Raw genomic sequence first — 23,983 nt, forward strand, 5'->3', positions numbered from 1 at the left:
GGCCACTGCATCATTCTTTAGGCATCGCCCCGACATAAGACGAGCTCGGCCGGATCAGCCGCCCCGTCCGCTGTTGCTCGCGTGCATGCGCGGTCCAGCCTGCGGCGCGCGCCACCGCGAAGATCGGCGTAAAGGCCTGGCGCGGGATGGCGAGCGCATCGAGCAGGATCGCGGTGAAGAACTCGACATTCGTCTCCAGCGGCCGGTCTGGGTTCTTCTTGCGCAGCGCCGCGCGGATATAGGCCTCGACCTCGCCGGCGAAGGGCAGGTCGGCGCCGTCTGCGGACAGCCGCTCGATGGCTGCCTTCAACACGTCGGCGCGCGGGTCGCGCACGCGATAGACGCGGTGACCAAAACCCATCATGCGCTCGCCGCGCGCCAGCGCCGCATCCACCCAGGGCTGGATTCGCTCGCGCGAGCCGATCGCATCCAGCATCTCCAGCACCGGCTCCGGCGCCCCGCCATGCAGTGGACCGGTCAAAGCGCAGTAACCGGCGGTGACGGCCGCGAACAGGTCGGCTTGCGTCGAGGCCACCACGCGCGTGGTGAAGGTCGAGGCGTTCATGCCGTGATCGCAGACCGTGACGAAATAGGCGTCGAGCGCCGCGACCTCGCGCGGCTCCGGCGACGTGCCGCGCAACATCCGCAGCGTATCGGCGGCATGGCTCGCATTCGGATCGGGCGCGACCGGATCGAGTCCCTTGGCGCGCTGGACCAGCGCACCCGCAATCACCGGAAACGCCCCGACGATGGTGGCTTCATGCTCCAGCCCGTTCTCCGCGCGAAGACCCGCGACCGCCGCGCGGAACCCGTCGACGATGCCCATGCCGCGGGTGGCCGGCAGCAGGTCTGCCAATCGCGCGAAGGCACGCTCGCGCGCCGCGCCGAGGTTCGCCCGCACATTGGCTTCGCTGCGCGTGCTTCCGGTGGCGCCGTTCCAGAGCCGGGCGGTGACGCCCTCAAAGCTCGATTTGGCGGCGAGGGTGCCGACATGCTCGCCGGCGATGATCAGTTCGCCGCGCTCGCCGTCGACATGGCTGAGCACGGTTTCGGCCGCGGGGACGCCGTCCAGACCGATCTGGCTTTTGGTGAGGTGGATGTTCATGGCCCAAATCTCCTGTTCACGGGAAGAAAGATCGGGCCTCTCGACAGATTGATCAATCTTGATTACATAAATCAATATGAAAAATTCCGAGGAGCTCTACCTCTCCGCCCGGGAAGCCGCCGCCGAGCTCGCGATCTCGCCGGCCACGCTCTACGCCTATGTCAGCCGCGGCCTGATCCGCTCCGAGCCGACTCCGGACTCGCGAAAAAACCGCTACCGCGCCGAGGACGTGCGCGCCCTGAAGGAGCGCCGGGTGCCGTCGCCGGAGCCGCGCGGCCTGCGCAGCTTCGATGCCGACCTGCCGGTGATGGACACGGAGATTTCGACCATCACCGAGGAGGGCGCGATCTATCGCGGCGTCAATTGCGTCGATCTCGCCGAGAACGACACGCTGGAGCATACGGCGACGCTGCTCTGGGACGTCTCCGGCGTCGATCCGTTCGCACCGGACAATCAGCCGCAGCTGTCCGACGAGATGCGCGCGATTGCGCAGGCCGCGCGCCGCGCCGCCCCGATCGACCGCGCCATCGCCGTGCTGGCGCTTGCCTCGAGCGCGGATCCCCGCGCCTTCACCCGCGCGCCCGAAGGCCGCGCGCTGGTCGGCGCGCGCATCGTCCGGCTGCTGGTGGCGACCATGCTCAATGCCGAGCTCTCGGCAGAGCCGCTGCATCGGCAGATCGCGAAGACCTGGGCACCCGACAACAAGCATGCGCCGGATCTCATCCGCCGCGCGCTGGTGCTGCTCGCCGACCATGAATTGAACGCCTCGACCTTCACCGCGCGTTGCGCGGCGTCGACCGGCCTCAACCTCTATGATTCCGTCATCGCCGGTCTTGCCGCGCTGAAAGGTCCGAAGCATGGCGGCGCCGGCGTGCTCGCCTCGCAGCTCGTGAAGACGCTGGTCGATCGCGACGTGGAGCCGATGGTGCGCGAGCGCGTCGCGCTCGGCGAACGCTTTGCCGGCTTCGGCCACGGCGTCTACAAGCGCGGCGATCCCCGCGCGCAGTCGCTGCTGAATGCACTGGCCCGCGCCGGCGCGCCGCGAAAGTTCACCAGGGAAGTGCCGGAGCGGATCGTTGAAGCCACCGGCGAACTCGTCAATATCGACTATGCGCTCGCGGTGCTCGTGCACGCGTTGCGGCTACCCGCGGGCAGCGAGCTCGCCCTGTTTGCGATGGCGCGCTGCGTCGGCTGGATCGCGCATGCCAGCGAGCAATTGCAGTTCGGCAAGCTGATCCGTCCCCGCGCCCGCTATGTCGGGCCTGCGCCGGGCCGGAGAACGGCGGCTGCGGAATCAAAGCCCCAGGGTTGACCCGAAGCGGCCATTTGGCAGTCCACCTGGAAGCCCGCTTGGAATTAAAGACCATTTGGTCTATATATCAGCAATGCGCCACCAAACCCCAGTGCGGTTGCCCCGCGGCCGTCCCCGAAGTTTCGACACGGAAGCCGCTGTCGAACGTGCGATGGGCGTGTTCTGGTCGCGCGGCTATCACGCCACGGCGCTGCCGGACCTTCTTCGTGCGACAAAACTCTCGCGCGGCAGCCTTTACGCCGCTTTCGGTGACAAGCACTCACTCTTCCTGCGTGCGCTTGATCGCTACATTGCCGATGCCCTGACACGCATGGATGTCGAACTTGACCCCCGTAGAGAGCCGGTCGACGGCCTGCGGGCCTTCTTTGCCGGCTATGTCGAGCGCATGAGCGGCGCCAATGGCCGGCGCGGATGCCTGCTGGTGGCCACGGCCATGGAACTGGCCGGCCAGGATGCTGAAGCTGGTCGTCGCATCGCGAGCTTTTTCAAAACCATGGAAGCCAGGGTGGCGGATGCATTGTCCCGCGCGAAGACGGCGGGCAAGCTGGTCGATGGTGTCGAGCCTACAAGCGCCGCTCAAATTCTCGTCTGTTTCCTTTGGGGGCTACGAGTGGTCGCCAAAACGGCACCGACAGGGATCACATGGCAAGCCACCGTTGACGCCCTCCTCGATCGCTTCATCAGGTAAACGACAACCCACGGGCGCTTCGCTATCGGCGCGTCCATATCTAGACTGATCGGTCTTGAAAGGAAGATGCCATGTCTGCGATCCAGATTGTCTGCGCGGTGGCCGTTCCCTTGCTCTGGGGTTACCAGTTCGTGGCCATCAAGGTGGGCGTTACGGAGTTTCCGCCGCTCTTCTTCCTCGCGCTGCGCTTCCTGGCCATCGCGCTGCTGCTTGTTCCGTTCGTCAAACGGCCCACGCGTCAACAGTTCGGCCCTGTCGCAGCCATTTCGCTTTTCCTTGGCGGACTGAACTTCGGGCTCTTCTATGTTGGCCTTGGGCTCGGCTCGGGAAGTCTGTCGGCCGTCGCCTATCAACTCGCGCCGCCTTTCACCGTCCTGTTGGCCTGGCCGCTGCTCGCGGAGAGACCGTCCCTCATCACGTCCGCCGGCGTTGTGCTTGCATTCGTCGGCGTGGTCGTGCTGGCAGCGGGGCCTGGCCTGTCGGCAAACGCGCTGCCGCTGCTGCTTGTGGTCGGGGCAGCTTTCGCATTCGCGGTCTCCAACGTCTTGACGAAACGCTACGGCCCTTTCGATCCCCTGATGTTGATGGGGTGGTCGTCGCTGCTCACGGTGCCGCAGGTCATGTTGATGTCGTTGCTGCTTGAGCATGGACAGCTGGCGAGCCTTGTCACGGCCGATCAACATGGTTGGCTGGCACTCGCCTACACGATTTTCATCGGGGGAATCGTCGGGTTCGGCCTTTGGTTCTGGCTGATCGCCCGCTGCTCCATGGGCCGCGTCGCCCCCTTCGGCCTGCTGCTTCCGGTGTTTGCCTTGATGTCGAGCGTGCTGTTTCTTGGCGAGCGCATGACCCCAAAGTTGATTGTCGGTGGGCTGCTCGCGATCTCCGGCGTCGCCGTGACACAGTTCAGACCGGGCGCTCGACCAATTTGAACGTCGCCTGAGGCCGATACGGAGCCGATACGGATTTGGCAGGTCTTCCCGGGATGCTCAGGGTCCCGGGCTCATGCCCTAGGCCCGCGGTTTCGCCGGGGCGACGCCGCCGCCGTTCCGGCGGCGGATGAACCAGATCACCAGCCCCAGAATAATGGCGCCACTGACCACGGTGAGGATCCAGATGTGCTTGCCGATATGCCCATGGTGGTGCAGCCCGGCATATTCATGCAGGGCCGATACCGCCAGCACGCCCGGCAGCACATGCGCCGGCGCCCAGACCAGGATCGCCGGGATGTTGATGGAATAGAAGCGCGCCGGCGCCATGCCGAGCGCGCCGGCGGTCACGGGCACGAAGGCGCGGATCGGCGGCACGAAGCGGGCGAAGAACACGGCCCAGGTGCCGAAGCGGTGGAAGAAGCTTTCGCTCTCCGCGACCACGCGCGGGTAATTGGTCAGCGGCCAGGTGCTGAGGATCTCGCGCTGCTGCCGGTGCCCGATCCAATAGGCCGAGCCATCGCCGAGGACCGCACCGAAAGCCGCGGCCAGCAGCACCCATTGCAGCTTCAGCTCCCCGCCGGGAATCAGGGCGCTCAGCGCCAGGATGATGGTCGAGCCGGGGACCACCGATCCCACCACCGGAACGGCTTCGAGCAGCGCTGCCAGGAACAGGGTCAGGTAGGCCAGCCACGCATGGGCCGAAACGAACGCGATGAAGGGATCGAGAAAGGACGTCACATCGTCTCTGGGTTGGGTGGGGCCACGCGGGTTCGGACCCTACATAAGTAAGCAGGGGCGGTAAAAGTGCCACTTGCGTGGGCAGGGCTACCAGTCCCGCACGAAATTCGAGCGTGATTCGCAGGGCAGCCTTCCAAAAATCGCGTTCCTTACCTATCTAGATGAAAAGACAATGGAACTTTGATTGGGGGGCGGGCTTCTGCCAGCACGTTGTCTCTGATAGGTTCGCAGACGCACCCAGCCGCAGCCACCGTGCAAATAACTGGTCTCGGGATCGCCCGGGACCTCGGAGGATTGATGACGACCGCCGCCCTGTCCAAGATTGAGGAAGTTTCCGGTTTGCCCGACATGAAGGTGTCGGTCCGCCAGGTGTTCGGGATCGACAGCGATCTCGAAGTGCCGGCCTATTCCGCCGTCGATCCTCATGTGCCCGAAGTTGATTCCGACTACCGCTTCGACCGCGCCACCACGCTCGCCATTCTCGCCGGTTTCGCCAGGAATCGCCGCGTCATGGTGACCGGCTATCACGGCACCGGCAAATCCACCCATATCGAGCAGGTCGCCGCGCGCCTGAACTGGCCCTGCGTGCGCGTCAACCTCGACAGCCACATCAGCCGTATCGACCTCGTCGGCAAGGACTCGATCGTGGTCCGCGACGGCAAGCAGGTCACCGAATTCCGTGACGGCATCCTGCCCTGGGCGCTCCAGAACAACGTCGCGCTGGTGTTCGACGAATACGACGCCGGCCGCCCGGACGTGATGTTCGTGATCCAGCGCGTGCTCGAGGTCTCCGGCCGCCTGACGCTGCTCGACCAGAACAAGGTGATCAAGCCGCACCCGTCGTTCCGGTTGTTCGCCACCGCCAACACGGTCGGCCTCGGCGACACGTCGGGCCTCTATCACGGCACCCAGCAGATCAACCAGGGCCAGATGGACCGCTGGTCGATCGTCACCACGCTCAACTACCTCAGCCATGACGAGGAAGTGGAGATCGTGCTGGCGAAGGCCAAGCACTATCGCACCACGGAGGGCCGCGACATCGTCAACAAGATGGTGCGCCTTGCCGATCTCACCCGCAACGCCTTCGCCAATGGCGATTTGTCGACGGTGATGAGCCCGCGCACGGTGATCACCTGGGCGGAAAACGCCGACATCTTCGGCGATATCGGCTTCGCCTTCCGCGTCACCTTCCTCAACAAGTGCGACGAGCTCGAGCGTCCCCTGGTCGCCGAGTTCTACCAGCGCTGCTTCAACGCGGAGCTGCCGGAATCGGCGGTGAACGTGGCGCTGTCCTGATTTCTCTCGGTGTGTCGTCCCGGCGAAAGCCGGGACCCACCGCGAGGTCTCTCGATGAAGCGACGCTGATAGTTTTCCCTGATACGACAACGGCCGGTGGTTATGGGCCCCGGCCTGCGCCGGGGCGACGGATAGGGCGAGATGACCACCTCCAACTCCAAATTCCGCAACACCAAGGAAGCTCCGACCGAGCCGTTCAAGCGCTCGGTGGCCTCCTGCCTGAAGGCGATCGCCAAGACGCCCGAGCTCGACGTCAGCTTCGCCGCCGAGCGTCCGGGCCTTGCGCCCGGCAAGGCGCGGCTGCCGGAGCCCGCGCGCAAGATGACCAAGCGGGACGCCGCGATCGTCCGCGGCCACGCCGACTCCATCGCGCTCAAGCTCGCCTGTCACGATCCGAAACTGCATCGCAAGCTGATGCCGGGCAATCCGCAGGCGCGCGGCGTGTTCGAGGCGGTCGAGCAGGCCCGCGTCGAGGCGATCGGCGCGCGCCGCATGGCCGGCGTTGCCAAAAATCTCACCGCGATGCTCGACGATCACTTCCATCGCGGCAAGTTTGACGAGATCACCGACCGCGCCGATGCGCCGCTGGCCGACGCGCTGGCGATGCTGGTGCGCGAGCGGCTGACCGGCATGGCGCCGCCGACGGCTGCGAAAAAGGTGGTCGATCTCTGGCGTCCCATTCTCGAAGACAAGATCGGCAGGCGGCTCGACCGGCTCGACGGCCTGGTCGAGGACCAGACCCGGTTCGGCGACGCCGTGCATGATCTGCTCTCGGCGCTCGAGCTCGGCGACGAGCGCAACGCCGACAGCGAGGACAATGACGACAACGACGAGAACCGCGACGGCGACAACGATCAGTCCGGCGCCGAGGGCTCGCCCGATTCCGATGCCGCCCAGGAGATGAGCGCCGACCAGGCGCAGGCGAGTTCGGAGGAGATGAGCGAGAGCGCGATGGAAAGCGCGCAGGCCTCGACCTCCGACACCTTCGACGACGGCGAGCTCGGCGACGACGAGACGCCGGGCGAGGCGACGCGGCCGAATTCGCGCGGGGCCAACGAGCCGCGCGGGCCGGAATACCACGCCTTCGCGCCGAAATTCGACGAGGTGATCGCGGCCGAAGACCTCTGCGACCATGACGAGCTGGAGCGGCTGCGCGCCTATCTCGACAAGCAGCTCGCGCATCTGCAAGGCATCGTCGCCCGGCTCGCCAACCGGCTTCAGAGGCGCTTGATGGCGCAGCAGAACCGCGCCTGGGAGTTCGACCTCGAAGAAGGCATCCTCGATCCCGCGCGGCTGTCGCGCGTGGTGACCGATCCCTATCATCCGCTGTCCTTCATGCACGAGAAGGAGGCGACCTTCCGCGACACCGTGGTGACGCTGCTGCTCGACAATTCCGGCTCGATGCGCGGACGCCCGATCACCGTGGCGGCGACCTGCGCCGACATTCTGGCGCGCACGCTGGAGCGGTGCGGCGTCAAGGTCGAGATTTTGGGCTTCACCACGCGCGCCTGGAAGGGTGGCCAGTCCCGCGAGGCGTGGCTTGCCGCCGGCAAGCCGGCCAATCCCGGCCGTCTCAACGATCTCCGCCACATCATCTACAAGTCCGCCGACGCCCCCTGGCGCCGTGCGCGGAAAAACCTTGGCCTGATGATGCGCGAGGGCCTGCTGAAAGAGAACATCGACGGCGAGGCGCTCGATTGGGCGCACAAGCGCCTGCTCGGCCGGCCCGAGCAGCGCAAGATCCTGATGATGATCTCGGACGGCGCGCCGGTCGACGATTCCACGCTGTCGGTCAATCCCGGCAACTATCTCGAGCGGCATCTGCGCCACATCATCGAGGAGATCGAGACCCGCTCGCCGGTGGAGCTGATCGCGATCGGCATCGGCCATGACGTCACCCGCTATTATCGCCGCGCGGTGACGATCGTGGACGCCGAAGAACTCGGCGGCGCCATCACCGAGAAGCTCGCCGAGCTCTTCAGCGAGACGGCGACCGCGCCTACGCATTCGGCAAGCCGCCCGCGCCGCAAACTGCATTCGTGAGCACGCTTCGATCCCGCCGCAGCTTTATCGGCCACGCGGCGGCGGGATTTTCCACTTTCGCACTCCCTCGGTTTGCCCATGCGGAGCCGCCGGCGCGGCAGACGCAGATCGAGCATGCCGTCACCGAACCGGCCAGCATCGAAGTCAACGCGCGGCCGATTCCGTCCTTCGAGCCGCGCGACCGGTCGCGCACGCGCTTCGGTTCACTGCAATATCGCAGCGGCCTGGTGCTGACCTCGCCGCATCGCGGTTTTGGCGGCCTGTCCGGCTTCCGCTTCCTCGACAGCAAGGGCGAGCGTTTCCTCGCGCTCTCCGACCAGGGCACCTGGTTCACAGGCGCGATCCGCTATTCCGGCCGCGCCATGGTCGGGCTCGACGATGTCGAGGCCGCACCGATGCTCAATTCCGAGGGGCGGCCGATCACGGAGAAGCGGCTCTGGTACGACACCGAGTCGCTCGCGCGCGACGGCTCGCTCCTCTATGTCGGGCTCGAGCGCGTCAACCAGATCATGCGCTTCGATTTTGCCAAGGGAGCGACGCGCGCCCGCGGCGAGGTGTTGCCGACGCCGCCTGCGGTGCGCAAATTGCCGTACAACAAGGGGCTCGAGGCACTGGTCTTCGTGCCCAGGGACAAGGGCCAGCCGCTCGCGGGCAGCTTGATCGCATTGTCGGAAGGCGGTTTTGATGCCGACGGCAATCTGATCGGATTCCTGATCGGCGGGCCTTCGCCGGGCCAGTTCAGCGTCCGCCGCACCGACAAGCAGTTCATCAGCGACGCGGTGCTGCTCCCCTCCGGCGAGCTGCTCATCCTCGAGCGCAAATTCTCCTGGTTCACCGGCATCAACATCCGCATTCGCTCGATCCCGCTGAAGTCGATCGCGCCCGGCGCGGTGGTCGACGGGCCTACGCTGTTCGAGGCCGATCTCGGCCACGAGGTCGACAACATGGAGGGCATCGACGCCCATGTCACGGCCGACGGCGAGACCGTGCTGACGATGGTCTCGGATGATAATTTCTCCCTGCTCCAGCGCACCCTGCTGTTGCAGTTCACGCTGGTGGAGTAGGTTGAACGTTAGCCCCCCCTTCGCCGACCCAACATCATGCCCCAGCCTCGCGCCATCCTCGCCCTTCTGCTCACCTTCGCCCTGTCGCCGGCCTTTGCCACGGCCGAGCACAAATACGCCAAGGGCGAATACGCCATCATCCAGGACGGACGTGCGCCGAATCGGAAGCTCTCGATTGCCGCCCACGGCGAGGGCGAGACCGGCTCCGAGAAATTCCGCATCTATTTGATGGCCGAGCCCGGCCATCGCCGGCTGATGGCGCTCGACAATGTCAACGATGACAACATCCTCGACTCCGCGCCGGGTGCTTTCCACGCCGCCTGGTCGGCGGATTCGCGCTATGTTGCGGTGTCGTTCCGCAGCGAGCGCCATATCGTCACGCTGAACCTGTACGCGATCGAAGGCGGCCGCGCGCGGCTGATCGATGGGCCGGACCTGTTCCGGGACGCCACCGGGCGCACCGTCCAGCTCAAGGAGGACGGCGACATGCGGACATCCGTGCCCGCGCTGACATGGCAGTCGCCGCGCCGCTTCCACCTCACGGATTACCGTGTGTTCGTGCTCGACGACACCGCGCTTGCGGACAAGCTCGGGCCGCTCGGCAAAACGACGAAGCGGGACGGCGGCGGCAACACCATCCAGTTCTCGGCCGAGGCCGACGGCGAGCTGCTGCCCGATGGCCGCATTCGCATGGGCAAGCCGCAAGCGGGCAAGTTCGAGGAGCTGGAGTAATCGTCGTCCTGGCGAAAGCCAGGACCCCCGCGCGAGCGCCCTGCGCTCGTCGCGATGACCCCAGGGAGACGTTAGGCGAAGACTGGTCGTTCGGGATTAGCACCGCACGCAACCGAAAGACCTCGCGGTATGGGTCCTGGCTTTCGCCAGGACGACGGGCGGAATGTGTGTCGCGGTCTTGTGATCATATGACGCGCGCAATGCATGGCCCCGCGGGCCGCCATGCCCGCCGCGCCGCTGGAAATCCGCCCGTCCGTCACTACACTCCTTGCATTGCCCCTCCCATCCCCGGAACTCCCCGCATGAGCGCCCTGTTTTCCCCGATCAAGCTGCGCGGCCTGACGTTGAAGAACCGTCTCGTGGTGTCGCCGATGTGCCAGTATTCGGCCGACGACGGCGTCGCCACGGATTGGCACTTCGCCCACATCAACAATCTCGCGCTGTCGGGCGCATCGATGTTCTGCATCGAGGCGACCCATGTCGAGGCGATCGGCCGCATCACGCCGGGTTGCCTCGGGCTCTACAGCGACGCCTGCGAGGCGGCGCTGAAGCAGGTGATCGCCTCCGTGCGCAAGCATTCCACCACAGCGGTCGCGATGCAGCTCGCGCATGCCGGCCGCAAAGCCTCGAGCGCGCGGCCCTGGGACGGCGGCCAGCTGATTCCGCAAGCGCAGGGCGGCTGGCAGACGGTGGCGCCGTCGGCGCTGCCGCACAAGGAGGGCGAGGCCGCGCCGCTGGCGCTGGATGCCGCGGGGCTGAAGCGCATCCGCGACGCCTTCGTCGACTCGACCCGCCGCGCGATGCGCATCGGCATCGACGCCATCGAGCTGCACGGCGCGCACGGCTATCTCATGCATCAATTCCTGTCGCCGATCTCCAACAAGCGCACCGACGAATATGGCGGCTCGCTCGAGAACCGCATGCGCTTTCCGTTAGAGGTGTTCGACGCGGTGCGCGCCGTGTTCCCGCACGACAAGCCGGTCGGCATGCGGGTGTCGTCGACCGACTGGGTCGAGGGCGGCTGGGACCTGGCGCAGACCATCGAATTTTGCAAGGCGCTGAAGGCGCGCGGCGTCGACTGGATCGATGCCTCTTCCGGCGGCGTCTCGCCGCTGCAGAAGATCACGCTCGGCCCCGGCTACCAGGTGCAGTTCGCAGACAGCATCAAGCGCGAGACCGGATTGCCCACCATCGCCGTCGGCCTGATCACCGAGGCGAAGCAGGCCGAGGACATCGTTGCATCCGGCAAGGCCGACATGGTCGCGCTCGCCCGCGGCATGCTCTACGACCCCCGCTGGGGCTGGCATGCCGCGGCTGAAGTCGGCGGTGTGGTCGAGGCGCCGCCGCAATACTGGCGCTCGCAGCCGTCGACGCAGAAGGAGCTGTTCGGCAAGACGACGTTCGGGGCGCGGTGAGGGGGTGGGGATGAGGCGCGGTAGCGGCGCCTCGACCTCAGCCGTCGTCCTGGCGAAAGCCAGGACCCATACCGCGTGATCTATCGATGGGGGAAGGTAGACGTACCGGACAACGAATCTTCGTCAAACTACTTCCTGTGGTAATGGGTCCTGGCTTTCGCCAGGACGACGACGGTGGATTTGGCGCGGCACGATCGTTCCCTGATCATCGGGAGTACTCCGTTCGGCCCAGGGTCACGGCGTCACCATCACCTCACGCATCCGTAACCCCGCTTGCCTTCCACCCTCCACGAAACTGGCCTAACCTTGCGCGCACTCAAGCCTGCGAGGCCCGCCATGCGTTTTCGTGTCCGGAAGGCTGCTCATGTGCTGGAGCGCATTGGCCTCGCGATGGCGGGGGCCGCGTGCGGGCTGTTCGTCGGCGCCTATGTCGGATCTGCGATTGCGCCGCTCACCACGCAGGGCTTTCTGCTGGTGATGATGCTGCTCGGCGTCGTCGGCTTCTATCTCGGCATCGACACGCCGCAGCTTCCGTTCGACGAGGCCCACAGCCAGCTCGACGCCGCGGAATTCCTCAGCGCCGCCGGCACGCTCTTCGCCACGTTCACCGCCTTTGCCTCCATCGCCGTCATCGTGCTGCGGCTCGAGCCGCACCTGGCCTGGACCTGGCTCGCTTTGATCGGCTGGATCGCCGGCGTCGCCATGCAGATCATCGCCGGCGCGAAGGCCAGGATGCGGAAGTAGGGAGGCTAAAAACTCGCTGTCGTCCCGGCGAAGGCCGGGACCCACCGCGAGGTCTATCGATTGGGATGAGGTGCAAGTACCGAACCCAGAATCTTCGCCAAACTACTCCCTGTGGTTATGGGTCCCGGCCTTCGCCGGGACGACAGGAGATCAAAACACCACGCCGATGCGCGAGCCGCGCTTCCAGGCGATGCGGCAGCGTTTCTTGGTGTTGACGTGCAGCAGCTCGAACCGCTCGGGGATCGTCACCTGGCCGCCGAGATCGACGCAGGCCCCTCCGGGCGAATAGTCGATCAGCGTGCAGGGGATCACCGGCGCGCGCGGGTCGGTGATGATCTTGGCCTGGCGGGACACCAGGCCGGCGGGCTTGACGCGGGCATGTCGGCGCGGATGCATTGGCACTCTCCTCCAATTCCGCAGGGCTCGCGGCGGGTCTGAGGCGATGATGGAAGGAGTATGATGCGATCTCGCTAAGGCGGGGGTGAGAATTTTAATGAAAAGTGGTGGTAGCGCGGTGGGGGGCTGCGCTGGCGCCTCAAATTCAACCGTCGTCCTGGCGAAAGCCAGGACCCATACCGCGTGATCTATCGATTGCGCGGAGGGCTAATCCCGAACGACCAGTCTTCGCCAAACCGCTCCCTGTGGTTATGGGTCCCGGCCTACGCCGGGACGACACCGGTAGTGCCGCGCCAGCCCCTCCTCACCCCGTCGTCCCCACCGCCGCCTCCACCCCCGCCTGCATCGGCATCGGCACCGTCACATAGTCCTTCGGCATGTTCACCGGCCGGTAGCCCGGCTCCACCGCCATCCGCTTCAGCACGCTTTCGTGCACATGCGCGCCTTCGGGGATCACGCGCGGTTCGCAATCGGGGATGTAGAAGCCGAGCACAACCTTCCGCTCCGGCCATTCCTTGTACTTCGCGCTCTTCGGCACATACTCCAGCGCGCGCCAGGCCGCCGTCATCGAATTGTGCAGCTCACCCGTCTTGCCGGTGTAGGCGGGCGGGACGTATGTGAACGGCGAGTTCTCGCGCTGGACGCCCCAGGCGAGCTGGTTGACGGTGCGCGGGTTGAAGTTCAGGCCCGCTTTCGCCGCCTCCTCGATCATCCAGATCAACGGATATTTGGACTCCCCGCTCTCGGCCTCCGGATAGCCGCCGCCGACGTCGCAGTGCACGCCAGCGAACCACACCTGCATGATGTCCTGCGGCACCTTCTTCTCGTCGGGCACATAGCGATTGCTCCAATAGTCCTGTGGCTCCTCGTACTTATTGAGGCGGAACATGCGGCGCCGCTCGTCGATCGCGATCGCCTGGCGGAAGATGTTGACGCTCGGATCGCGCCGCGTGAAGGCGAGCTCCTCCAGGCTGAACAGGAAGAAGAAGTTGTCGCGCCGCGGCACGATCACGCTCGCCACCGTGTCCCAGACCCCGATGAAATGGATGGTCGGCCAGCGCGTCGAGGTGATGCGCGCGAACTGGGCGGCGAGATCGAACGCATCCTTCGGCAGCGGACCCTGATCGTCGACGGCGACGTCCTTGAGGTCCTCGATGTCGTTGCCGCGCCCGGTGCCGGAATATTGCTTGTAGGCGACCAGGCCGGAGCCTGCGAGGTTGGCCTGCTCCGGCGAGATCAGCCCGATCTTGTGGATCAGCCCCGCCAGCACCCGCACCGTGTAGGCGCCGCGCGAGAAGCCGAACAGATAGATCTTGTCGCCCGGCGCATAGTGCTCGATCAGGAAGCAATAGGCCGACAGCACGTTGTCATCGAGCCCGTAGCCGGTGGCGAGCCCCAGCACCAGGTTGATGTTGGCCTTCCAGCGGTGCCACGTGGTCGGCTCCGTCACCGTGCCGACGCCGGGATCGTAGAACACCAGCTGCCGCGGCCGCGTCTTGTCGGTCTTGCGCAGGCAGCGATACAGTTTCAGGACGTTGGAGATGTTCTCGCTGATCTCGTTGCCGGTGCCGTCGCAGCAGATGACGAGATTTCTCGGCTCGGTCTTGTGGTCGTGCTCCACGGTATGCCCCTCCCGGTGATGCTACCGGGGCGAGTATAGCCGAAAAGCGTGGCAGGGAGGAGACGATGCCTGTGTCCGCGACGGCGGTCCGCTCCCTCGCCCCGCTTGCGGGGAGAGGGTTGGGGTGAGGGGGAGCCTCGCCGGGGAAGGTGGGAGTTGGACTCGTGGAGAGTCCCCCTCACCCGGAATTTGCGGCGCAAATTCCGGCCTCTCCCCGCACGCGGGGAGAGGCGAAGGAGCGCCCTACTTCTTCTTCGCCGGCCCGAAATCCGGCTGCCAGCCGGCTTCCTTGCGGCTCGGGGCCGCGGCGATCACCTTGGTTTTGTCCTTCTTCGGCTTCTTGGTCTCGCGATTGCTGCGTTGCTGTCCCTTGGCCATGACGTCCGTCTCCTGTGGAGGTTCGAGTTCGCCGACTAGCGCGGCGGGCGCGCAAATGACCTTCAATGGCCGCGCGATGCCGTCGAACGCGCATTGGTTCGGCAAGCGTACGCCTGCACCGCGCCGATAGCGAGCCCAAAGCCTGCGCGCGCGCCGATGCCGCGGCAGAAAGCGTTGGCTATTGCCACCAAAGGAGCGCATGCTTTGCACTGCGGCGTCGGTTGGGGCCCCTCTTTCTCGAAAGGCAGGCGCGCATGACCATCCGCTCGCGGCGGGAAACCGTCACCTTCAAGCATCCGTTCCGCATCCGCGGCATCGAGCGCCTGCTCCCCGCGGGCGCCTACGAGGTCGTCACCGACGAGGAGACGATCGAGGGCCTGACCTTCTCGGCCTATCGCCGCATCGCCACCATGATCACGGTGCCGACCGAAGCCCCGCACACCGGTGCGATGGAGATGCTGTCGATCGGCTCGGTCGACCTCGCCAACGCCCAGGCCGCCGATGCCAGCGCCGCGCCATGAAAGCTCCCCAGGAAGCGCCTCATGAGTGATTACCCGGTCGATCTCGACAAGCATCGCGGCATGGCCGCCCAGAAGGCGACCGATCTGCGCCGCGCGCTGGCCGAGGTCGAGTCCCATGTCAGGGAACTGCGCGAGCGCGAGGCCGATCTCGAAAACCGCATGATGACGGTGCCGGCGATGTCGTGGCCGGAGGCCGCGGTGAAGGCGCGCCATCTGCTCAACCTCTATGCCGCGAGCCTGCCCTCTGAAGACACCCGCCACCGCGCGCTGGTGGCGGCGCTGTTCGACGATTTCGTCCGCCTGTCCGGGGAGAGCTGAAGGCGGGTTCCGGCCGTTTCCTGCGAAAATAGGACCCATAAGCGCCGGAGCGAGTTGTCAGGGATGCGCGTGTCACAGCGTGCTGCGACAAAGCCGACCGGGTCACGGATCCCGGCCTACGGGCTTGGGGGGCGTTGGAGCCAAGCGGCGACCGCGCCGGGAGCAATCGCGTAAGGGAGTAAGCCATGACGCTCACGAGCAGCCGCTTCGTCGGCTACGAACAGGACCGGGGTATCGTGCAGTTCTCGATGCAGGACGGGCCGAAGGAGATCGCCTGCGCGATCTCGACCTCCGCGATGGACTATCTCGAGCGCGGCCCGCAGGCCCGCCCCGAGCACCGCGAAGCCCAGTTCACCCGCCTGCGCGACCGCATCGAGGCGCGAGCGGCGAGCAAGTACCGCGCGACGGAGTTCGAGGGCACGCCGCCGGGAATCGTGCTGCGGAGCATTGATTTTCGGGGGTAGGGGGTAGCGACGGTTCGAACCCGAGCGTGCGCAAGCTTCGCGCGTTTTCGATTGCATCCGCGGGCCCCGTTGCCGCATCAGCTGTTGAAATTAACCTCTTGTTAACCATGCGGTCGCCTAATGTGGACGATTGGGGGATCACCATGTCGGCCCATGTGACGCGACTGAAGTTGCTGCCTGTTTTGGCCGATCCGGCCATTCGTTCGGTTGCCAGGCTGACGGTTCGCGTTGCGGCTGTCCTAGGGAGCAGAGCAATGTTCGGAAAGGACGACTTAGTGGACAATCTCAGTCGCGATCTCGATCGCGCGCGCGGACGACGCGATGCTCTTGCATCCGAAGCCGCGACCCTGACGGCTCAGATCGCCGAAATCGAAGCCCGCCTTTCGGAGGAGAAGAACAGGCGGGAGCGTGATCGCGTCCTCGGCGAAATCGAAGCGATCAAAACCCGAATCAAACAGGCCGGGAGCGCGTTTGCACCTGTTGTCGATGGTCTCTGCAGGGCGATCGAGCAGGCTGCGGCAGTTGTGCCCGAGGCCCGCGAGCTCAACAGCTTCCTGTTATCGGTGGCGGCCGAAATCGACAACGTCATCGATCCGGTGTTGCGCGAACTGGATCAGCGCGCGGATGCGGTGCGCGTCGGCCACGCTGCACTGGACCTCCCGAGTTCGGCCAATGAAGCGCCCATCGTACCGCCCGTCGAACTGCCAAAAGACAACAACGAGCGCCTGCTTCGATTCCCGGCATGGCTGTCCCGTGACAAGGAGACGGAAAAAAAGGAAGCAGCGGAGGGCCCGCGCAGCACGGCCGCGTGAAAAACCGGCGCGCTGCGCTGCTCAGGGCCTGACCGAAATGCAGCCAGCATTTTCAGGGACTTTCTAACCGCGTGAAGTGACCCACTTTTCGTCATGGCCGGGCCTAGCCGTCCGAAGGACGGCGTCGCTTCCGCTCGCCATGGCCGTCCGAAGGACGGCGTCGCTTTCGCTCGCCTATGACCCGGCCATCCACGCCTTTCTTGCCTGGTTGGAGCAGAGACGTGGATGCCCGGCACAAGGCCGGGCATGACGGGCTGGACAGCGGTCCAGGTGCTGGTGCTTGCGACCAGCTCAGTTGCCGGCGCGACGCAGGAAGGCCGGGATATCGAGAGTGTCCTCGTCGGTCGCATTGCGCGGAGAGGAGCGGCCGTAGGGATCGAGCGGCTGAGAAGCTGTATGGCGCGCATATTCAGCATTCGGCGTTGCCGGTGGCCTCGCGGATCGGCCGGCCTCGGGGCGAAGCGGCGGGCTTTCCACTTGCGGAAGCGGTGCACCGCGCTCGATGCGATCGGCGATGCGGCGGCTGTCGTTGCGCAGCCTGCCGGCGAGCTGCGTGAGTGAGGTTTCCGCCGGTTGCGTCTGCTGCGCCGGATCAACATTGTCGATTCCGGTCGCCACCACCGAGACGCGGACGATGCCTTCGAGGCTTTCATCGAACGACGCGCCGACGATGATGTTGGCGTCCGGGTCCGCCTCGTCGCGAATGCGGGTCGCAGCTTCGTCGACTTCGAACAGCATGAGATCCCGCCCGCCGGTGATGGAGATGATGAGGCCGCTGGCGCGCTTGATCGAGGGGTTCTCGATCAATGGATTGGAAATTGCGGCCACGGCGGCGGCGAGCACGCGTTTCTCGCCGGAAGCCTCGCCCCGTCCCATCATCGCCTTGCCCTTCTCGCGCATCACGGAGAGAACGTCGGCAAAATCGAGATTGATCAGGCCTTCCTTGACGATGAGGTCGCTGATGCAGGCCACGCCCGAATAAAGCACCTGATCGGCAAGGGCAAAGGCATCGGCGAATGTGGTCTTCTCGCTGGCCACCCGGAACAGGTTCTGGTTCGGGATGATCAGCAGGGTGTCGACTGTCTTCAGCAACTCCTCGATGCCGGCTTCGGCAAAGCGCATGCGGCGCTGGCCCTCGAAGTAGAATGGCTTGGTGACCACGCCGATCGTGAGGATGCCGAGCTCGCGCGCAGTCCTGGCGATGATGGGTGCAGCCCCGGTGCCGGTACCGCCGCCCATGCCGGCGGTCACGAACACCATGTGCGCGCCGGTCAAATGATCGCGGATCGTATCGATAGCCTCCTCGGCTGCGGCGCGTCCCAATTCGGGCTGCGAGCCGGCGCCAAGGCCTGCGGTCACCTTTGTGCCCAGCTGGATGCGGCGCGGCGCCTTCGACATGGTCAGAGCCTGCGCGTCGGTATTGGCGACGACGAAGTCGACCCCTTCCAGCCCGGCCGTGATCATGTTGTTGACGGCATTGCCGCCGGCGCCGCCGACCCCGAACACGACAATGCGCGCCTTCATTTCACGAATATCGGTCATGCCAGTGATTCTTTCCTCGTGGTTGCTCCGGCAGGCCGGGGATGGAGAAAGGTTCGAGTGCTACCTGCAGGCCGCGCGGTCTGCGCCCACGATGGCCGCGGCCAGATGTCCCAATCGAAGCGCGGCTTGTCCCGCGATCGCGCCGCCGGCCCGGCGACCGCTCCGCAGAGCCGCCACTTCGTCTTCCAGTCGTGCCGCCCACGCATTGGCTGCCATCGTCTCGGCAGCCGCCTGCTTGAGCTCGACGGCCAGGCGATCGGCGCGCTCACGCTCGCGCTCGAAATCCGCCCTGTAGCCGGTTGCTGCCGCTTCGAGCCGCGCGACCTCCGCCTTGAAGGCCTCCGCCTTGAACGCTTCGATCCTTGCCATGGAGGCGGCGATGGGGTCTGCCTGGCGGCCACGCCGTGGGCGGGGCACGTACCGGAGTTCGGAGACATCAACGCTCACCAGCGCTTTGCCATCATCCGAACGCGAGCGCGGCAACCGGCGACGTCTCGCAAGCGAACGCGCGGCCTCGCGCGAGATATTGAGGCGGGCACTGAGATCGGCATACGTCAACAACGCAACGCACATCGGCGCTTCTCCTGGAGCGAACCGGGAAGGCATTTCGGGCTAATGATGGCTGGACGATTACAGCAGGCTAGGCTGCGTTGGTTAATGGACGGTTAACACGCGGGCGGGGCCAGCCGCCCGGCGTGCGCGCCAGGCCCGACCAGGTCCAAGCCCAGTTCACCCGCCTGCGCGACCGCATCGAAGCGCGAGCGGGACACAAATATCAGGCGACGGAGTTCGAGGGCACGCCGCCGGGATCGTGCTGCGGAGCATCGATTTTCGGGGGTAGGGGGCGGGCGGCGCGCAGAGCGCAGAGCAGGCGAGCCGGCGGGGATCCCGCGCCTCACGCGGCCCGGTCGAGTTCCTTCTCGTAGGCTTTCAGGCTTCCCTTCAAGGTCTCTTCGAGCTTGGCCGTGCGCGATCCGATCGCCGCGTTGGCCGCTCGCACGGCGGCCGCCTCGATCGCCTCGTCGCGGCTGAGCTTGTCGTGATGAAACAGCCATTTTGCGACCGCCGCCCAATCCCACAGCGGGCTGTCGGACGTCACGCGGGCGACCGGCGCGGGAAAATCCTTGGCTCGCTGTCCCTTGGAATATTGCGTCATCGCCGCGCGCGTCATTCCGGTTCGGGCGGCGATATCGGAGAGGCTGACGAGCGGGTCGGGCTCGACGCGATCGACGCGGGCGCCGGCGGCCTGCACGTTCTGCACCGCCGTGACGATGGCCTCGCTGACTGATTTCGCCTCCCGGGTGAAATCGACGATGATGTGGCCCTTCTGGAAGGCGATCGCCGCGTCGTCGCAGCCGGCATCGTAGAAACGCTGCTCGAAATCTTCCGCCGCAGGATCGAGGCCGGACGCAATGATGCTGAATTCGAATTTCTTCACTTGTCCTCCTCGCCTCCGTGCGGGCAGCGCCCGATCGCCCGCATCACTTGGCGTGCGTGGTCCTCCGGGTTCTTCGGTGTGCCGTTCACGCCGACCTGGCAGCCATCACGACCGGCATGCGGGCAGAACAGCCGCCCCCAATGCCCCATCTTGCGCCACCGCCAACCAATCGACTCGGCGTGCGCGACAACGGCCTCGATCTCCTTGTGCGGATGCCTGGGCCGATCAGCCATGGGGAGACCTGAAGATAGCGGGAGTGTTAACAAATGTCAACATCGTGGCGGCGCCGAGTTGTGTCCGTTATGCGCAGGCAACGATGGTGCGTCTTCGGGTGATGCTACCGGGGCGAGTATAGCGGCAAAGGGGCTATATGTTCGAATTCCGGCGTTAGCGCTGATAGAATTGGGCGATGGTCGCTATGCTGCCCGTAATCTGAGGGTTGTTGGCTAGAAACATTCATCGACGATTCTCGAAACCAAGTGAGAGCACCTCCACTATTGAGTCTCGCAGCGGAATCACATCCTGCGACTTTGAGTGGGTTGCGATATTTCGGATCACTGCCGAGATGTGCTCGAATTCGTTTAGTTCACGCGCGAGCTGCAGAAGCAGGCGTCCTTTTTGCCGCGGATATGATGTCGAAATGATATTCAGCAAGACGGCTGCGATTTTCTGATCAAGCTGCTTCTTGGCGGGCCAGGGTGCGAGAGCCTCGCGCAACAGCAAGAGCGCCTTCTTCATGAAGACTGTTTTGTCCGAGTAGTGCTCGAGAAGCTTCGGCCCAAGCGGCTCAATAACAAGGCTACGGATCAGCCGTGCTAAACGTTTCTCCTGTGTTGAGAGTTGTCGAATGTTCTCAGAAATCGAGCGAAGATGCTCCGTCTCTTTCTCTCGAGACGATTTAGTTCGGCCCGCTTGAACTTTCTTCTTTAGATCTAAGCCACGTCCGGTGGCTTGCCGCGCAAATCGAAGCAACTTCTCAAGTTTGAAGCCCTTCACTGCTCCTGCTTTTTGATCCAGAAGGAAAGCAGGAAGTTCTATCGATAAGCGATCTTTATCGAGCTGCACAGAAAGGAGCGAATTTCCCAATAATTCGTCCTCAATCTGTAGGCTTTTTGCGTTGCGGGCGCCGGCTAGGACGTTCAACAACTCAATTATCAAAACTGCATCGACGAACCAAAGAATAGCGTCATCTTTGCTCTTCAGCTCTAGAGACTTCGATCTGACGGCTTCAGCCGCCGAGCGTGTCGCCAAAGCGTCATTCCCACAGAACCGCGCGAAGTTCATGCGAACAAGCGGGGTGTCTATGTGGCCAACCCATTGCCGTACGATGGGTGCAAGCTTGTTTCTTGGGCCGGTGTGTGGCTCTCCGTTTGGGTCGATCAACGCAAATAGTTCTTTCTCTCCAACGCGAACCTCTTTTGGCTCGCTAACCGGTACGATGTTTGAACTGCCTTCGAACAGCTCGAATCCGACAATACGCTGATTCCTGCCGACGCGTTGAACGTAAGCGACGTTACTGTCCGCGCGCGATCGGACAAGAGGAATTGCGAATCCGGGTTGCGTCCAGAACGGCACGGCCAGCGATGTTACAAGGCCTTCGTCGAGCAACATGTCGCGGTGATGATGTGAGTTATCGTTCGTCATAACCAACCCTGACGCCTGTAGATGGTCTGAATCAAATTCCGAACCACAAAGTGATTCTCGCCAGGGCGGCTGCCGCTTGTCCATACGTAGTCATACACGTCTACGTCAAAAGCTCTTAGCGCGCCGCCGATCTTGGCATCTGCAGCGAGCGTGTCTGGCAGCACCGCAGCTACAACGCTTTTTCGCAACTCGATCGCATCCTTAAAGATGATTTCGGGTGTCGATGCACGATCGTCAAGATCGCCAGATGAGGTCGCGCCGTTTGCCAGCGCCAGTTTCTTGTAACAATCCGCTTCGAAATTCGAACTAGGAACATCGAAGGTCATTAGGGGGGTGTTACGAAGGAAGTTCTCATTGGTGCCGAATACGGCGGTTACGAGTTTGGCAGCAGACTGTATGTCTGGTGCGAGAAGAAAGTCGAACAGAGGCATGTAAGGATGAAGGAACGCGTCCATCATGTTATCGACAAAGGCGCCGCTGTCGAACGGAAAAACGTACGCCGGAGTTGGAACCGTCGCTGGATCTAGTATGAGGACGGACGGAAATAGAGCCGACAAAGTAGTTGGTGCGAATTCAAATTTCCCGCGAAAAGCTGCGCGCCCGTAAAACGCATAAGTGACAAGCTCACCCAAGACAGAGCATTTTTCGTATGCTTCTATTCGTCCTGCGGTGATGAGATCCCTCAACAAATAGCTGCTAGTAATATGCGTTAGACCGAGAATCTTCGTTGGCGCAGGAAGGTGTTGGACAAATTCTGAGAGTTCGTCGTGCGCGGGTCGACCGCTGCGCGGTCTAAGATCTCTAGTCAATTTTCCCTCATCGAAATGTCAGATAAAAAAAGTGCTCGCAATTTTGAGAATAGCCGCGCTGCGCCGTGCGCGCCAGAGTTGTGATTGGCGTCGAGTTGGCTTTGAGTCGCAAACAAAAACGGCCGGATCTTCCGATCCGGCCGTCACGCAAAACTCTACTTGGCTAAGCCTACGCCACGCGACGCAACTTAGCCCCCGCCCTATTCGAAAAAATCCGCTTAGCTGGCCTTCTTGACCGGCGCGGTCGTCGGACCGACCTTTTTCTGGATGGCGCGCTTCAGCTCGAGGGCGCGCGGCGACAGGGCGTCGGCCTTGGCCTTGAGCAGGAAGGCGTCGAGGCCGCCATTGTGGTCGACGCTCTTGACCGCGTTGGTGGAGACGCGCAGGCGCACGTTGCGCTCCAGGGCTTCGCTGATGAAGGTCACGTTGACCAGGTTCGGCAGGAAGCGGCGCTTGGTCTTGATGTTGGAGTGGCTGACCTTGTGGCCGACCTGGGGGCCCTTGGCCGTCAGTTCGCAGCGGCGAGACATGTCAAAATCCTCAATCTTTCCCCCAATGATTTGCGGCCGCCATCCGGGGCGCCACGGGGGCAAATTCTCTGTCCTTGCAGGGAGCGGCGGACGTATAGGGGGGAAGCGGCGGACAGTCAAGGCGACCGGGGCCCGTTTCGCCTCTCCCCGCGTGCGGGGACAGGCCGGAATGCGCGCGATTAGCGCGGATTCCGGGTGAGGGGGAGTCTCCGCGAGGGCAGCTCTCACCGTCCCCGGGGAGAGCCCCCCTCACCCCAACCCTCTCAGCGCGAGCGAAGCTCGTCGCGACCCCGCAAGCGGGGCGAGGGGGAAGGGGCAGCGGAGCGCGGGAAAAAGTCGCGCCCCGATCACCAAAACGGCAGTGTTTAAAGCGCCTTACCATCACATAAAGGGCGTATTCACTGGTGAAAACCCCACTTAAGTTCCGCAAGCCCTGGGCCCGGACGCATTGTTTGCCGTGATTTTTGACTTAAGTAACAAGGCCTGACGGCCCATCGGAATGATTTCGTGGACACCCTGACCCCTCATCTGCCCCGGCTGCATGCTGCTGGCCGGCTGGCTTTGGCGGCCCTTTGCGGGCTGGCCATGTTTTGGGGGGCGAAGCCCGCGGCAGCCCAGGGCAAGCTCGAGGCGCAGTATGAGGCGACGCTGGCCGGCATTCCCGTCGGCCGGGGCGCCTGGAACATCGACATCCAGGACGACGTGTTCGCCTCAGCCGCCGCCGGCGGCACCACGGGGCTTTTGAAGTCCTTCGCGGGCGGGTCCGGCACCGGCGCTAGCCAAGGGCGGGTGGTCAACGGCGCGCTGGTCGCGACCGGCTACCAGGCCTCCACCACCACCTCGAAGAAGACCGAAGAGATCCGCATCACGCTCGACAAGGGCAATGTGAAGGATTTTGCCATCGTGCCGGAGCCGCCGGTCGATGCCGACCGCATCGTCGTCACCGAGGCGCATCGCCGCGGCATCTGGGATCCGATGACGGCCTCGCTGCTGCGCGTGCCCGGCACCGGCGATCCCTTGTCGGCGGAGGCCTGCCACAATTCCGCGCCGGTGTTCGACGGCCGCATGCGCTACGACCTCAAGCTCGATTTCAAGCGCATGGAAAACGTCAAGGCGGAGAAGGGCTATCACGGCCCGGTCGTGGTCTGCTCGCTGTATTTCGTGCCGGTCGCCGGCTACATCCCCGACCGCCCCGTGATCAAATACCTCGCCGCCCAGCGCAACATCGAGATCGCCTTCGCCCCCGTCGCGGGCACCCGCATCCTGGTCCCGTTCTGGCTGAAAGTGCCGACGCCGCTCGGCCCGGCGATGCTGGAAGCCACCAGCTTCGTCACCGTCGCCCAGCCGCCAAGAGTGGCCAAGACGCAGTAGGCGGAGCTGCCGTAGCCCGGATGGAGCGCAGCGCAATCCGGGATTCTTTGCTTCGGCTCCCCGTATTCCG

General features: G+C 64.4%; 25 protein-coding genes and 2 pseudogenes. 15 read left to right on the forward strand and 12 right to left on the reverse strand.

The genetic code is table 11. From position 1 onward, the window contains the following. Positions 1–10 precede the first annotated feature (10 nt). Positions 11–1,105, reverse strand: coding sequence for a citrate synthase/methylcitrate synthase (locus ACXJMY_RS14635; RefSeq protein ID WP_456620049.1), 1,095 nt, complete (start codon positions 1,103–1,105; stop codon positions 11–13). 76 nt (positions 1,106–1,181) lie between these two features. Here ACXJMY_RS14635 and ACXJMY_RS14640 point away from each other — a divergent pair, with 76 nt between their 5' ends. The 3 genes from ACXJMY_RS14640 (at position 1,182) to ACXJMY_RS14650 (ending at position 4,037) form a co-directional block, all read left to right on the forward strand. Next, positions 1,182–2,417: a citrate/2-methylcitrate synthase gene (locus tag ACXJMY_RS14640; RefSeq protein ID WP_456620050.1), complete on the forward strand. Its 1,236-nt coding sequence runs from the start codon at positions 1,182–1,184 to the stop codon at positions 2,415–2,417. 151 nt (positions 2,418–2,568) lie between these two features. Next, complete coding sequence (locus ACXJMY_RS14645; protein WP_456620051.1) at positions 2,569–3,105, forward strand: TetR/AcrR family transcriptional regulator; 537 nt, start codon at positions 2,569–2,571, stop codon at positions 3,103–3,105. Positions 3,106–3,176: 71 nt separating this feature from the next. After that, a complete protein-coding gene (locus ACXJMY_RS14650; protein ID WP_456620052.1) occupies positions 3,177–4,037 on the forward strand; it encodes a DMT family transporter in 861 nt (286 codons plus the stop codon). Between the two features lie 78 nt (positions 4,038–4,115). Here ACXJMY_RS14650 and ACXJMY_RS14655 read toward each other — a convergent pair whose 3' ends face one another. Next, positions 4,116–4,775, reverse strand: coding sequence for a DedA family protein (locus ACXJMY_RS14655; RefSeq protein WP_456620053.1), 660 nt, complete (start codon positions 4,773–4,775; stop codon positions 4,116–4,118). Positions 4,776–5,072: 297 nt separating this feature from the next. Here ACXJMY_RS14655 and cobS point away from each other — a divergent pair, with 297 nt between their 5' ends. From cobS to ACXJMY_RS14685, 6 genes are all read left to right on the forward strand, one after another. Next, positions 5,073–6,071, forward strand: a complete 999-nt coding sequence (gene cobS, locus ACXJMY_RS14660; protein WP_456620054.1) for a cobaltochelatase subunit CobS — start codon at positions 5,073–5,075, stop codon at positions 6,069–6,071. A gap of 141 nt (positions 6,072–6,212) precedes the next feature. Beyond that, a complete protein-coding gene (cobT, locus tag ACXJMY_RS14665; protein WP_456620055.1) occupies positions 6,213–8,114 on the forward strand; it encodes a cobaltochelatase subunit CobT in 1,902 nt (633 codons plus the stop codon). Then, positions 8,111–9,178, forward strand: a complete 1,068-nt coding sequence (locus ACXJMY_RS14670; RefSeq protein WP_456620056.1) for an esterase-like activity of phytase family protein — start codon at positions 8,111–8,113, stop codon at positions 9,176–9,178. Before cobT ends, ACXJMY_RS14670 begins: the two co-directional genes overlap by 4 nt. A gap of 36 nt (positions 9,179–9,214) precedes the next feature. After that, on the forward strand, positions 9,215–9,910 hold the full coding sequence (locus tag ACXJMY_RS14675) for a hypothetical protein (RefSeq protein ID WP_456620057.1): 696 nt from the start codon (positions 9,215–9,217) through the stop codon (positions 9,908–9,910). 302 nt (positions 9,911–10,212) lie between these two features. Next, complete coding sequence (locus ACXJMY_RS14680) at positions 10,213–11,325, forward strand: NADH:flavin oxidoreductase/NADH oxidase (RefSeq protein WP_456620058.1); 1,113 nt, start codon at positions 10,213–10,215, stop codon at positions 11,323–11,325. A gap of 336 nt (positions 11,326–11,661) precedes the next feature. Further along, positions 11,662–12,069, forward strand: a complete 408-nt coding sequence (locus ACXJMY_RS14685; protein WP_456620059.1) for a hypothetical protein — start codon at positions 11,662–11,664, stop codon at positions 12,067–12,069. 150 nt (positions 12,070–12,219) lie between these two features. On the opposite strand, the gene ACXJMY_RS14690 is transcribed toward ACXJMY_RS14685, so the two are convergent. The 3 genes from ACXJMY_RS14690 to ACXJMY_RS14700 form a co-directional block, all read right to left on the reverse strand. Then, on the reverse strand, positions 12,220–12,465 hold the full coding sequence (locus tag ACXJMY_RS14690; RefSeq protein ID WP_456620060.1) for a PilZ domain-containing protein: 246 nt from the start codon (positions 12,463–12,465) through the stop codon (positions 12,220–12,222). Between the two features lie 304 nt (positions 12,466–12,769). After that, positions 12,770–14,086, reverse strand: a complete 1,317-nt coding sequence (locus tag ACXJMY_RS14695) for a DUF2235 domain-containing protein (RefSeq protein WP_456620061.1) — start codon at positions 14,084–14,086, stop codon at positions 12,770–12,772. A gap of 243 nt (positions 14,087–14,329) precedes the next feature. Further along, entirely contained in the window at positions 14,330–14,665 is a 336-nt protein-coding gene (locus ACXJMY_RS14700; protein WP_456620062.1) for a hypothetical protein, read from the reverse strand. Between the two features lie 53 nt (positions 14,666–14,718). Here ACXJMY_RS14700 and ACXJMY_RS14705 point away from each other — a divergent pair, with 53 nt between their 5' ends. The 4 genes from ACXJMY_RS14705 (at position 14,719) to ACXJMY_RS14720 (ending at position 16,579) form a co-directional block, all read left to right on the forward strand. Continuing rightward, positions 14,719–14,985, forward strand: a complete 267-nt coding sequence (locus ACXJMY_RS14705) for a hypothetical protein (RefSeq protein WP_456620063.1) — start codon at positions 14,719–14,721, stop codon at positions 14,983–14,985. Between the two features lie 21 nt (positions 14,986–15,006). Further along, positions 15,007–15,303, forward strand: coding sequence for a hypothetical protein (locus tag ACXJMY_RS14710; RefSeq protein ID WP_456620064.1), 297 nt, complete (start codon positions 15,007–15,009; stop codon positions 15,301–15,303). Positions 15,304–15,488: 185 nt separating this feature from the next. Further along, on the forward strand, positions 15,489–15,767 hold the full coding sequence (locus ACXJMY_RS14715; RefSeq protein WP_456620065.1) for a DUF1488 domain-containing protein: 279 nt from the start codon (positions 15,489–15,491) through the stop codon (positions 15,765–15,767). A gap of 26 nt (positions 15,768–15,793) precedes the next feature. Next, entirely contained in the window at positions 15,794–16,579 is a 786-nt protein-coding gene (locus ACXJMY_RS14720) for a hypothetical protein (RefSeq protein ID WP_456620066.1), read from the forward strand. A 600-nt stretch (positions 16,580–17,179) separates the two neighbouring features. Here the strand turns inward: ACXJMY_RS14720 and ftsZ are convergent. After that, positions 17,180–18,121: pseudogene (ftsZ, locus tag ACXJMY_RS14725) on the reverse strand (cell division protein FtsZ); the annotation flags it as partial. A 60-nt stretch (positions 18,122–18,181) separates the two neighbouring features. Next, positions 18,182–18,694, reverse strand: coding sequence for a hypothetical protein (locus ACXJMY_RS14730; RefSeq protein WP_456620067.1), 513 nt, complete (start codon positions 18,692–18,694; stop codon positions 18,182–18,184). A 119-nt stretch (positions 18,695–18,813) separates the two neighbouring features. On the opposite strand from ACXJMY_RS14730, the pseudogene ACXJMY_RS14735 reads away from it, so the two are divergent. Further along, positions 18,814–18,962, forward strand: a pseudogene (locus ACXJMY_RS14735) (DUF1488 domain-containing protein); the annotation flags it as partial. 54 nt (positions 18,963–19,016) lie between these two features. Here the strand turns inward: ACXJMY_RS14735 and ACXJMY_RS14740 are convergent. From ACXJMY_RS14740 to rpmB, 5 genes are all read right to left on the reverse strand, one after another. Further along, complete coding sequence (locus tag ACXJMY_RS14740; RefSeq protein WP_456620068.1) at positions 19,017–19,559, reverse strand: hypothetical protein; 543 nt, start codon at positions 19,557–19,559, stop codon at positions 19,017–19,019. Further along, on the reverse strand, positions 19,556–19,792 hold the full coding sequence (locus ACXJMY_RS14745) for a hypothetical protein (protein ID WP_212247045.1): 237 nt from the start codon (positions 19,790–19,792) through the stop codon (positions 19,556–19,558). Before ACXJMY_RS14745 ends, ACXJMY_RS14740 begins: the two co-directional genes overlap by 4 nt. A 223-nt stretch (positions 19,793–20,015) precedes the next feature. Further along, entirely contained in the window at positions 20,016–21,203 is a 1,188-nt protein-coding gene (locus ACXJMY_RS14750; protein WP_456620069.1) for a hypothetical protein, read from the reverse strand. Next, entirely contained in the window at positions 21,200–21,889 is a 690-nt protein-coding gene (locus ACXJMY_RS14755) for a hypothetical protein (protein WP_456620070.1), read from the reverse strand. Before ACXJMY_RS14755 ends, ACXJMY_RS14750 begins: the two co-directional genes overlap by 4 nt. A 341-nt stretch (positions 21,890–22,230) precedes the next feature. After that, on the reverse strand, positions 22,231–22,542 hold the full coding sequence (rpmB, locus tag ACXJMY_RS14760) for a 50S ribosomal protein L28 (protein WP_456620071.1): 312 nt from the start codon (positions 22,540–22,542) through the stop codon (positions 22,231–22,233). Between the two features lie 585 nt (positions 22,543–23,127). Here rpmB and ACXJMY_RS14765 point away from each other — a divergent pair. Then, on the forward strand, positions 23,128–23,913 hold the full coding sequence (locus tag ACXJMY_RS14765; RefSeq protein ID WP_456620072.1) for a DUF3108 domain-containing protein: 786 nt from the start codon (positions 23,128–23,130) through the stop codon (positions 23,911–23,913). Positions 23,914–23,983: the final 70 nt, after the last annotated feature.

The organism is Bradyrhizobium sp. P5_C12, assembly GCF_054049735.1.